11 protein-coding genes and 1 pseudogene are annotated in these 11,944 nt (G+C 41.9%); 8 read left to right on the top strand and 4 right to left on the bottom strand.

From position 1 onward, the window contains the following. Nucleotides 1-135: 135 nt before the first annotated feature. The 4 genes from F8R90_RS10395 (at nt 136) to F8R90_RS10410 (ending at nt 4,756) form a co-directional block, all read left to right on the top strand. Nucleotides 136-1,119: a glycosyltransferase family 2 protein gene (locus F8R90_RS10395; protein ID WP_196510679.1), complete on the top strand. Its 984-nt coding sequence runs from the start codon at nt 136-138 to the stop codon at nt 1,117-1,119. 79 nt (nt 1,120-1,198) lie between these two features. After that, nucleotides 1,199-1,666, top strand: coding sequence for a DUF2141 domain-containing protein (locus F8R90_RS10400; RefSeq protein ID WP_196510680.1), 468 nt, complete (start codon nt 1,199-1,201; stop codon nt 1,664-1,666). Nucleotides 1,667-1,808: 142 nt separating this feature from the next. After that, entirely contained in the window at nt 1,809-3,068 is a 1,260-nt protein-coding gene (locus tag F8R90_RS10405; RefSeq protein ID WP_196510681.1) for a glycosyltransferase, read from the top strand. Nucleotides 3,069-3,478: 410 nt separating this feature from the next. Continuing rightward, entirely contained in the window at nt 3,479-4,756 is a 1,278-nt protein-coding gene (locus F8R90_RS10410) for a glycosyltransferase (protein ID WP_196510682.1), read from the top strand. Nucleotides 4,757-4,789: 33 nt separating this feature from the next. On the opposite strand, the gene F8R90_RS10415 is transcribed toward F8R90_RS10410, so the two are convergent. From F8R90_RS10415 to F8R90_RS10425, 3 genes are all read right to left on the bottom strand, one after another. Next, nucleotides 4,790-5,020, bottom strand: a complete 231-nt coding sequence (locus F8R90_RS10415) for a hypothetical protein (protein ID WP_196510683.1) — start codon at nt 5,018-5,020, stop codon at nt 4,790-4,792. 185 nt (nt 5,021-5,205) lie between these two features. Next, on the bottom strand, nt 5,206-5,853 hold the full coding sequence (locus F8R90_RS10420; RefSeq protein ID WP_196510684.1) for a response regulator: 648 nt from the start codon (nt 5,851-5,853) through the stop codon (nt 5,206-5,208). A 294-nt stretch (nt 5,854-6,147) separates the two neighbouring features. Further along, complete coding sequence (locus tag F8R90_RS10425) at nt 6,148-7,527, bottom strand: sensor histidine kinase (RefSeq protein ID WP_196510685.1); 1,380 nt, start codon at nt 7,525-7,527, stop codon at nt 6,148-6,150. Between the two features lie 419 nt (nt 7,528-7,946). On the opposite strand from F8R90_RS10425, the gene F8R90_RS10430 reads away from it, so the two are divergent. Further along, a complete protein-coding gene (locus tag F8R90_RS10430; RefSeq protein ID WP_196510686.1) occupies nt 7,947-8,489 on the top strand; it encodes a hypothetical protein in 543 nt (180 codons plus the stop codon). A 552-nt stretch (nt 8,490-9,041) separates the two neighbouring features. Here the strand turns inward: F8R90_RS10430 and F8R90_RS10435 are convergent. Next, nucleotides 9,042-9,200 (bottom strand): hypothetical protein, encoded by a 159-nt coding sequence (locus F8R90_RS10435; RefSeq protein ID WP_196510687.1) that lies wholly within the window; start codon nt 9,198-9,200, stop codon nt 9,042-9,044. 46 nt (nt 9,201-9,246) lie between these two features. On the opposite strand from F8R90_RS10435, the gene F8R90_RS10440 reads away from it, so the two are divergent. The 3 genes and pseudogenes from F8R90_RS10440 to F8R90_RS10450 form a co-directional block, all read left to right on the top strand. Further along, complete coding sequence (locus F8R90_RS10440; protein ID WP_196510688.1) at nt 9,247-9,828, top strand: CAP family protein; 582 nt, start codon at nt 9,247-9,249, stop codon at nt 9,826-9,828. A gap of 307 nt (nt 9,829-10,135) precedes the next feature. Next, a complete protein-coding gene (locus tag F8R90_RS10445; protein WP_196510689.1) occupies nt 10,136-10,978 on the top strand; it encodes a sulfotransferase family protein in 843 nt (280 codons plus the stop codon). Nucleotides 10,979-11,388: 410 nt separating this feature from the next. Further along, nucleotides 11,389-11,944: pseudogene (locus F8R90_RS10450) on the top strand (hypothetical protein); the annotation flags it as partial.

Below are 11,944 nucleotides of genomic sequence, written 5' to 3' on the forward strand. Positions count from 1 at the left end.
TAGGAGTTAGGAGTTAGATATGAAGTATCAAAGTATTCTGACTTCTGGATTCTGAATTATTACGTTGCATCTGCCTAACAATTATCTGCAATTAAGCATAAAATAATCCACAGATTTTCCGAGTACTTGTTTTATATGAGTAGCAATCAGCCACGATTGAGCATCGGATTACCTGTATATAATGGTGAAAAATTTATCAAAGAAGCCATAGATTCACTCTTGGCTCAGACCTTTGAAGATTTTGAGCTAATTATTTCAGATAATGCATCTACAGATAAAACTGAAGAAATTTGTAGAGCATACGCCGAACAAGACCAACGTATCTGTTACTACCGCAATGACAAGAATATCGGTTGCGCCCGTAACTTTAATCGCGTCTTTAAATTGTCTTCGGGTGAGTACTTTAAGTGGGCAGCCTATGATGATCTACATGCTCCAGATTTTATCAAGAAGTGTGTTGAGGTGCTTGATCAAGACCCTAGCATAATCTTGTGTCACTCCCATACATATTTCATTGATGAACAGGGGAATTTCCTCCAAAACTACGATATCAAACTCAAGGCAGATGCACTAAAACCACACAAACGTTTTCACGAATTGCTGACCAAACATTTGTGTTATCAATGTTACGGAGTAATTCGCGCCAGTGCCCTGAGAATGGTACCGCCTATGGGTGGTTACGGTAATGCAGATGGAATTCTCTTGTTAAGGCTTGGTCTTCTTGGTAGGTTTTATGAAATCCCTGAATACCTATTTTTTGCCAGAAGTCATCCGCAACAATCAATGAGTATGTTCTTTCCAAATTACTTGTTGTTTTCTGACAAAAATCAAAAACCATTATTGAGTATGCTCCCTGATTTTTATGCATATGCAGTGTGGTTTGATTCAGCAAAGAAAGGACAAATCTTGTTACCACATTGGAGAATAATCTGGGAGTATTTACTTTCTATATGGCGTAGTCATCTAAGTCTGTATGAGCGTTTTTGTTGCCATATAAGTCTCCAACAGCAGCTAAAAGGGACAGAATATCTTTTACTGAAAGATTTGCTGAGAGTGCTGCAATTAATTTGGAAAAGTTGGCAAGTTGCATTAGTTAAAAAACAGCAATTCACACTTTGAACGAATCACTTCAGAAATAGAAGCTGTGTTTTCCAGCTTCTTCTCAATCCCAAAATCACTTATTTTTCACTACAAAATTATGCTGAAACTTTCTCAAATATCTCATGTTTTGCTTGCTACTTTAGTAAGCATCAGCTTTGCTAAAACAGTTAATGCAGAGCCAAGTGCAACACTTAGTGTTGTGGTAAATGGAATACAACACCAAAAAGGTGAGATTTGCTTCAGAGTTTACGCAAGTGAAAAAGGATTTCCGATGAGTAATACTAGTGAAGCTCAAAGTGGCTGTGCTAAGATTACTGGCAATTCTGTAAAAAAAGAATTTTCCGGTTTGAAGCCTGGAACTTATGCTGTCGCCGTAGTTGACGATCAAAATGGCGATCGCAAACTCAATAAAGACTTTTTCGGTATTCCTCAAGAAGGTTTTGGGGTTTCCAAAAATCCAACTGTGTCTATACAAACAGGTACACCAAAGTTTCGTGATGCCAGTTTTGTTGTAAACAAAAATACAACAGTCAACATTATCATGAAATATTCGCTGGATTCGTAAAGGAAATAGGGAACAGGTAACAGACTATTCCCTGTCACCTGTTCCCTGTCACCTCTCCCCTAATGACCAATTCTTCTGAATTACGGTTTAGATCACACCTACATATAAACAAGCCAATATTCTACCGGAGACTAAAAATTTAATGGAAGATTTGGCGATATTTCTGTCTAAGTCTTTGATGGGTTGGCTGGTTATTCAGGTGTGTTTAACGCTTGTTTTTATATGGTATCTGCGCTCATCCAAAAAAAACTTATTGCCAGATGACCAGTTGCCCAAAACCGCAGTGATTCTTTGCCTACGCGGAGCCGATCCGTTTTTGCCTAGATGTTTGCGATCGCTCCTAAATCAAAACTATCCACAGTATGATTTAAAGTTGATCGTTGATAGTCACGAAGATCCCGCTTGGAAAATTGCCAGTGAAACCATCACAGAGCAAGAAACGACCAATGTTCAAATCAGCCCTTTGAGAATAGTACGCAACAATTGTAGTCTCAAATGCAGTTCTTTAATCCAAGCTGTTCGTGAGTTGGATGATTCTTACAAGGTGGTTGCCTTAGTAGATGCTGATACTATAGTCCATGTGAATTGGCTACGAGAATTAGTCAGTCCTCTAAGGGATGCCAAAGTGGGGGCGACAACAGGTAATCGTTGGTACGTACCGACAGGTAAGTATTGGGGATCGTTAGTACGCTACGCCGGTAATGTATCCACAGTAGTGCAAATGTTTCTCTTCCAAATTCCTTGGGGTGGGACTTTAGCTGTGAAAACAGAAGTGCTTCGCCAAACAGAACTGCTAGATAAGTGGGGACAAGCTTTAGGTGAAGATTTTATGATGCACGACATCCTCAAAAAACATGGGTTGCAGGTAAAGTTTGTGCCTTCGCTGCTGATAGTAAATCGTGAAGAGACTGATTTATTCAACTTAATAGACTATCTCAAGCGCCTCATTCTTTTTTCTCGACTGTATCACCCGCGTTGGTTAGCTTTAGTTAGTGAAGCTGTTTCTAGCATTTTGTTTCCTACTACAGTCATCATCTTAGTTCTTGAGTCGTTGTTAGAGGCAAAATGGGAAGCTGCGGCTCTGTTGTTAGGCTGCTATGGAGTCTATACTGTCGGATTACTTTTGATAATGCTCGTGTTGGAATTAGAGATACAGCGAGTGGTTCGCTCTAATGACCAAGCAATCGCAAAATTATCAGCTGCTACAATCATCAAAATGTTGATTGCGATTCCGCTAACTCAGTGGGTTTATGGGTTAGCGATGCTATCATCCTTGTGGATATCAACAGTCACCTGGCGCGGTGTCGCCTATCGGGTTCAAGGGCCATGGAATGTCCGGTTAGTGGAATATCGCCCTTATCAATGGTTAGATCAGCCTATTGATAGCAAGGTTTCTCTTTGAAATGAATCGCTAGATATGAACTAGGGCATGAAAGTTATTACACTAAACATTCCCTAGTCTTCAAATTATATTATCTTATATTTAGTAGAAATATATTAGCTATAACCCTTGCCAGAATACACGCTTTTTCTTGTTGATTATCAAAATGTATTTGCATTAATGGCAAGGGTTTAGACAAGTATATTAAGGGGAATTTTGACTTAGTATTTTGGATGTTTTGATAGTTTCAATCTCGGTTTATAAACATCCGCTTCACAATCGACAATTTCGGCTAGCTGAAAATGCGTAAATCCTTAGTCTAACTGTATTAATGGGAATTTCTGAGCGAAATAATCAGGATGTTCATGAAACATTTGCTGCGTAAATCCTAAATTCAAAACCAGCATTTTCGTGAAATATTCCCCTTTATTATGACTAAGAAAGCACTTCGCATTGCATTATTTACAGGGTTGTATGCTCCTTTCTTGACTGGAGTTTCTGTTGCAGTTCACCAACGGGTTCGCTGGTTGCTAGAGCAGGGACATGAGGTTTTTTTAATCCATCCGCAAATTAACGATCGCTATCCCAAAAATGTAGGCGATCGCCCCATGCTCGGTTTAGAGGAAATTCAGTCTTTCCCTAATTTCTCTGCTTACGCATTCCCCACACAACCACTGTTATTCTACAAGTCTCTTCCTCAACCATTGAGCTATCGTCATTGGAGTGATACCAAGTTGCTGGAGAAATTCCAGCCTGACATTATCGTGGTTGAAGAAGCAGCCCAAATGAGAGGTTTATACTCATTTTTCTTGCAAGGTTATGGTCGTCCGATTGGCACCGAATACGGAAGACGAACAGGTACCCCAACAATATCACTCTTCCATACAGATATCGTTGCATATATCAAATATTACTTTGGGGATAAATTCTTTAGCTTAGTTCGTCCGATAATTCCTGCTTTAGTTAAGCAATTTAGTGAGTCTTATGACTTCAATTACTTTTCTTCTAAAGAACAACTCACTAAATACGAAGAACTGAAATGCCAACGCGCCGAATACGTCGCTTATCAAGGCATCGATTGCGAAAAATTTCACCCGCGAAACATTTGTTACAACCCCATTCCTAACGACAACCGACCAACTCTCCTGTTTGTCGGACGCATCACCCCCGAAAAGAATGTCAATCAATTGCTTGATATATTTCCAGTCATAGCTGCCAAAATCCCTGATGTCCATCTGGTGATTGTTGGTAGTGGCCCGCTAGATGAGGAAATTCGGGAGCGTGCTAAAAAGTTTGGATCGGGTGTTACTGTATGGGGTGAGTCTCATGGTACAGAACTTTTAGGTTGGTTTGCCAGAGCGGATGTTTTTGTCAACCCCTCCGTGACCGAAAACTTCTGCACTACAAATAACGAAGCGTTAGCCTCTGGAACCCCTTTAGTTGCCGTTATTGCACCCTCAACCTCAGAACAGGTGTTTCCTGGTCGTAATGGCTTTCTTGCCCAACCCAACAACCCCATTGACTTCGCCCAAAGGGTAATTACGATTCTGGAAAATCCCGATTTGAAAGCAGATATGACTAGACACGCTCGCCCTTCTATACTCGAATTTGATTGGTCGGCATGTATGCAAAAATTTGAAGACAAACTTTACCAAATCGTTGAAGGATCACAGAAGGTGGAGGCAAGTACAGGCAGTATAAGACGATAACGATAACAAACGCGATCGCTAGTACTATAGATACTAGCGATCGCTAGCACTGCAACTTTTTGCACCAACGGTTTTAGGATTAGCAAAAGCCGTGAATTGATAAAACTTTGAATTTTTCTCTTCTCTACCAAGCTGCAACCTAGTTGCATCAACCTGCAACTTAGATGCATTGACCTGCACCTTAGATGTATCGACTTGTACCTTAGTTGCATCGGTCTGCAACTTAGATACATCGACCTGCACCTTAGATACATTGACCTGCAACTAAGTTGCATCGACTTACAACTTAGATGCATCGACCTGCAAAAATTAAACAGCTTATTGGCGTGACAAGAGTAGTAGCGTTGGCGTAGCCCACTGTAGGTATCGCTACTACTCTTGTTAAAATCAATTATCTTAAAACTTTGCAATATCAAATATCCAAAAGTAACTAAGTTGATTCACCAATACTAAAGACATCCGACTCGCACTGCTGTAGTTGCAGCCTCAGTGCGGTTCCTTACTCCTAACTTATTTAGTACCTGGCTGACATGATGCCTAATTGTAGAAGGACTAAGTTTCATGTGTTGAGCGATCGCGTCATTACTTAATCCTAAAGCCAGCAGTGCTAAAACCTCTTCCTGTCGCTTGCTCAGTTCGTAAACAGGTTGAGATGATGGTTTGCTCGGTTGCAGCAAAGCCTGAATAATCTCTGCTGCCAACATAGAACGACCGATCGCAGCAGCTCGGATGGCATCCGCCAACTCATCAATCGAGATACCTTTGAGCAGGTAGCCAATAGCTCCGGCTTGCATTGCTTGCTGTACCAAGTCATTCGCAAAAAAACTTGTCAAAATTAAAACTTGAATTTCTGGGTATTTTTTGCGAATAGCCTTTGTTGCTTCTGCCCCATTCGTCCCCACCATCATCAAATCCATTAGCACCACATCTGGCTGCAACTGTTCGCACAAATGTAATGCTTCATCTGCATTACGCGCTTCACCCACTAATTCCATGTCATCAAACGCCAGCAAGAGAAATTTAATACCTCCCCGCAGGATTTCATGATCGTCAACAGTAATCACCCGAATCGGTTTCAATGATTTATCTTTTTCCATATATAAATCCGGGATATTAAAACTATTGTTAATACATTTACATTAATGTTCCATTTTCAGTATTTATACGTCAGATTCTTAATCTTTAATTTGTTATTTCCCGCCAGTCAATCACGCAAAATCCGACAACATAGTATTTAAACCTGTCTTTTATAAGTAAGTGGATGGAAATAAACATAACTATCTTACAAAAAGTAAATACGCCTAAAAACTTTACCAATCATCAATCAAAAAGAACAAATCACGCCTTTGGTAGTTAACTTTATTTATGCTTAATGCTCAATACCCAATTCCCTACTCCCCACTCCCTATTTTATTTAGAGTGGTTAACCAACTCAGGACAATCTCAGTCCCCTTCCCTGGATAGCTTGACAAATGGAAAGTAGCACCAATCGAATCAGCCCGTTCTTTCATAATTGCTATGCCCAAATGACCAGATGGTATTTTGTTGGAGTCAAAACCACAGCCATTATCGCTGATACGCAAAACCATCTTTTGTGAATCGCCGTGGAGGCTGACTGATACAAGCGTTGCTTGGGCATATTTAATAATATTATTCAGTGCCTCTTGAGTAATCCGGTAGAAGACAAGTTTCACCTCATTAGACAGAGAGCGATCGCCTTCCCCTGACACCGTTGTTATTACCTGTAAACTTGCCCGTCCTTGAACTCCCTTGGTTAACTGGTGTAGCAATTCACCTAAAGGTTTTTCTACCAAACCATTAGGACGCAACTCGACTAGTAAATTCCGCATTTCTGCTAACGCCCCTTGTGTCAATTGGGCGAGTTCTTCTAATCCCTGTTGGGCTGTCTCTGGGTTGCGTTTCCAGACTCTAGGCAAAGCTTCGGCAATTGTCGCCACAGTAAACAATGTCTGCGATACTGAATCGTGTAAGTCACGGGCGAGGCGATTTCGCTCCAGTTCCACAGCAATCTTGCGTAGTCGTTCGCTCTCTATCAATTGTTCGCGTAGCTTCACCGTTTGCATCAAGTCTTTGACCAGGCGTAGACTCATAATCACCACGAAGGACAGAAATCCATATTCGCTGAGGTATAGAGATTTGAACACTCCCAAATCCATTAGGCGATCGTATTGAATAGTTCCGACAAAAATCGCCAAACTCAAACCCAAAATCAGTGCAGCTTGCTTTTCGCCACGTTGATATTGACGGTAACAGGCGTAAAAAGCGAAAACTACATTACTGATAATACCTAAGAATTGGAACCCGAATAGAGGATTGAGTGTACCTTCTGGGTGGGTAATCGGTTCGCCCCAAGGCAAAGAGATGCTTGATAGTCTGCTGATATGGGAGTAGAGAATCCCAGTTGGTGAAGCTTCGTTAATTAAGATGCAGATGAGGTAGAGGCTATTCAGTGCCAACAGTAGGCGTACTGGCTTAAATTTAGTATATAAAGCCACAAACCAGACACAAGCAATTGTGAAAAAAAAACCTAAGGAAGATGCCAATTTTCTGGCATTTATATAATCTTCTACATCAGTGACTTTATATTTGGCTATAAGAGCCAAGATATAGCTAGCACACAGCAAGCAGGTTAACCCAAACCAGAAGTGCAGCGCAGATTTTAATCGCGCAGAAGCAATTAGCAGGTGTAATAAACCAACATACAGGCAAATGCCAGCAAATATACCCAAAAGGCTTGAAATAATAGTCATTACCTGATTTCATAAGAAACTTGTTTTATAGATAACGCAGTAATTTCACCGTAGTTTACTGCTACTCACGCAGATGAATGTTGATTCTGCAAATCAGAAAACAGAACAAAATTATAGATATATAGGATCAATGACCTAGTGCATTATAGGTCATTGATCCTAGTCAAAAATAGGACAAGTATCCGATGCATTGATCAAGGCGATCGCTGTACAATCCATTACGTCAAAGATTTAAGCAATATTTAGGTGATCGCCTTGCCTTTGCGATCAAAGCGCACAGGTGCAGAAGTTTATGCGCCAATACGGTTCAGTAGAAACGTTGCATTGCGTAAAGATGTTGTATCGCAATATCTCTACACAATGTTTGGTTGATAATACTTAGAAATTAACTAAATCTGTGTAATCAATTAACAAACGAAATGAACAAAATCTGCTCTGGCAACACTTTGTTGTTTAGTTCTGTTTTGGCTTGTACATTGCTTGCGACTCCTAATGTCGTTAGGGGTAACGACTTCTCCGTACCAGAAACTAATGCTAATACAGCACGTTGTCGCCTAAATGTCACTGGTTCTTATCTGACAAAAATCTTTAACTCAGATGGCACAATCGGATCTCGTGGAGTCATAACACTTACCGCAGATGGTAACTTTTTTGTCATTGATTCTAATCAAGGTGGTGTTACCAACGTCTTCAATCCCTTTAGCAGTGGACAAGGTGCTTGGAAATGTGATGGCAAAACTGGGGTCAGCGCCAAATCAATTACCTTTGCTTATCCAGGAAGCGCAGGATCTACTGGTAGCATTGGCCGAGCTGACTATCAAGCCAGCTTTAATCCCCAAACGCAGACAGTACAAGGGACTATCACACTGCGTTTGTTCAACCTCAATGCTAATCCGTTATTAGATAATGTCTCACCTGTAGGAACATTCAATTTTTCAGGGCAACAAATCAAAGCCAATTAACTTTGGCATGGGTTTTAGCTGCGTACAAAATCCAACGCGAAACCTAACCTTCTAAGTTTCTCACCTCTTTCTAACGCTCTCTTCTTAAAGAATGTCTGAAAAGTTTTTTTGTATACACCTAACCCTTGGAGATCCCCCTAAATCCCCCTAAAAAAGGGGGACTTTAAAACTCTTATTCCCCCCTTTTTAAGGGGGGTTAGGGGGGATCAAGAAATATTTGATACTTCTCAGGCATCCTTTTAGAAAAGGGAAAATTCAAAGCCTCCTCTTTTAAGGGCTACGGCGTACACACAAGTCGAATTACCCCCCTTAATCCCCCCGATGTATTGGGGGGAAACAAGAAAATCTAGTTCCCTCCCCTTTCCAAGGGGAGGGTTAGGGTGGGGTAAAACTGTTATTTCTCAGCTATTTCAGACTTGTGTGTACACCGTAGCTTTTAAGGAAGTGAGATTGTCGCCCAGCCGATAGAAGCGGTGAGCTAATGAAGCTTTGAATTTTTCCCCTTCCCTACCAGGCTCCAATGTTGTTGCATCAATCTGCACCTTTGATGCATCAAAGGTGCATCTTAGTTGTCTCGACCTGCACCTTTGATGCATCAACCTGCACCTTAGTTGCATCAACCTGCACCTTAGTTGCATCAACTTGCACCTTAGTTGCATCAACCTGCACCTTAGTTGCATCAACCTGCACCTTAGTTGCATCAACCTGCACCTTAGTTGCATCGACCTACAAAAGTTAACTCAAGAGATACAAAACCATGAAGAAATTCTTTTCAACTCTAACCCTAACAACAGCTACAGCTTTAACTATTGCAATCACTGGAGGAGCGATGATCGGTAACTCCGTTTTAGGAGAGACATCTATTGACTTAGCCGCTCTACGTAGCGCTGCTGTGTCTAAACACAACACTTATCGAGCCACGCATCATAGCCCTAACATTACCAGCGATAATTCTTTAAACACCAGCGCTCAAGCTTGGGCTGAGAAGATTGCCAGTAGTGGAAACTTTGAACACAGTAACACTCCTAATGTGGGAGAGAACATATACGCCTCTTACAGTTCGGCAAGCACTGTAGACCCAACCACCCTTGGCAATGGAGCAGTTGAAGACTGGTACAGCGAAATTAAAGATTACAAGTACGAGACTCCAGGGTTTTCTAGCGACACCGGGCATTTTACTCAGGTGGTCTGGAAGGGCAGTACCAAATTAGGCTGTGGTGCAGCACAAGGCACTGCAACAATTGAAGGTAATAAATATAACGCTTTCTATGTGGTTTGTCAGTATAGTCCCGCAGGTAATGGGGAAGGGAAGTTTCCTGATAACGTGCTGAAACCCTAGTTGTCTGCTGTTTGCTCAACTTGTCTAAATAAGGTGGGCAAATATTTGCTCAGTCTTCATGGAGTAGAGGCGTTGGCGTAGCCTACCGTAGGTATCGCTACTCTCATCATTCAACATAAGTATTAATTATATAGGACAAAGATCCTAGTCAAAACTTGGATCTTTGTTCGATGCGGCAATTAAAGCGATCGCTATATAATCCATTTCACCACAACAAAGTTTTAACAACTGCCAAGCCTGTGGGAGCAAAACACACAGGTGCAAAAACTTTTATATCAAAGCAATAAATTAAAGCCAATTAATCGTCATGACTGCCAAAATCCAATTTATCTCCGGCTTACCTCGTTCTGGTTCCACCTTACTCGGAGCGTTACTGCGGCAAAATCCCCGGTTTCACGCCAGCATGACTAGCCCTGTTGGTAGTCTGGTGAACCGAATGCTAGAAGCGATGAGCGAAGACAACGAATATTCTGTCTTTATCACCCCTGAGCAAAAACGGGCATTAACCTTAACTATCTTTTCCACATTTTACCAGCCGCAAGCTGATAAAGAAGTCATCTTCGATACTAACCGCTTGTGGTGTAGCAAATTGTCCTTAATTCAAGAGCTATTTCCTGGCTCAAAGGTGATTTGCTGCGTGCGGAATGTCGCTTGGATTATGGATAGCATCGAACGGCTGATTAGAAAAAATGCTTTTGATGTGTCACGGATGTTTAATAATGCTGGCGAACGCTCGACAGTTTACACCCGCACCGAAGCCTTAAGTCAAGGGGGACGGTTAGTTGGGTTTGCTTATAACGCCCTTAAGGAAGCATTTTATAGCGAATACAGCGCCTCTTTGCTTTTGGTGGACTATGACTTATTAACCCAAGCACCTGATAAAACCCTATCGCTGATTTATCAATTTTTAGCAGAAGAACCCTTTGAGCATGATTTTGCCAATGTGGAATACGAAGCTGAGGAATTTGATAATCGCCTCAATACCAAAGGATTACATCAGGTGCGTCGCAAAGTCGAGTTTCAACCGCGACTGACAATTTTACCGCCAGATTTATTTACTCAATATGATGGGTTGTCTTTTTGGAAAAACCCTAGCAATAGTCTAGCGAATGTGATTGTCGCCCAGCCGATGGAAGCGGTGAGTAAATGAAGCTTTGAATTTTCCCCTTCCCTACCAGACTGCAATGTTCTTGCATCGACCTGCACTTTTGATGCATTGACTTACACCCTTGTTGTACTGGCTTGCACCTTTGTTGCATTAACCTGCACCTTAGTTGCATCGACCCGCACCTTTAATGCATTGGCTTACAACTTTATTGCATCGACCCGCAACTTTATTGCATCGACTTGCAACAAGCAAGTTTGTAGTAAGGACTAAAGTCCTTATTTTCTAAGCACTAAAGTGCTTACTACAAACCTTTAAAACATCTGAATTTGTAGGGTGCGTTACGGAGATACAGCACCATCTTAATCTCATTTGTCACAGTGCATTAGCCAGAAGCATAACGCGTCCTACAAATAACTGCTTATCTACGACTTAAAACAAAGGAAAAAAATCAAATGACAAACTTCATCGTTAATCAAACCACTGATGACGGCACTGGCTTAACCGCAGGCACCTTCAGTTATGCAATCCTTCAAGCGAACCAACTAGCAGGGGATGACACCATTACCATTAATAATGATGTGCGTGTAACTGGGGTAATGCAAACCCAAATTAATAGCAACATTACTATTGTGGGCAACAGCCACAGCATCAGCGGCGATGCCAATAACAACGGCATCAACGACAATGGCGACGTGCGCCCCCTATTCATCCAGTCGGGAACCGTCGGGATTTCTGACCTGACCATCACCAACGGAAGGGCTAAAGGCGGCGATGGTAGCGGCGGCGGCGCTGGAATGGGCGGCGGCTTGTTTATCTATGATGGCAGTGTCTCCTTAACTAATGTCGCTTTTAGTAATAACACAGCCCAAGGCGGCAAGGGTAGCTTCGGCGCTGGTGCTGGCGGTGCTGGCAGTTCTGGTGGTGCTGGTGGTGCTGACGGTGCTGGTGGTGCTGGCGGCAACGGAGACTTTGGCGGCGGCGGCGGCTACGGCGGCGGCTACTTCTTGA

The sequence above is a fragment of the Nostoc sp. NZL genome (assembly GCF_015714705.1).
Classification (GTDB): Bacteria; Cyanobacteriota; Cyanobacteriia; order Cyanobacteriales; family Nostocaceae; genus Nostoc; species Nostoc foliaceum_A.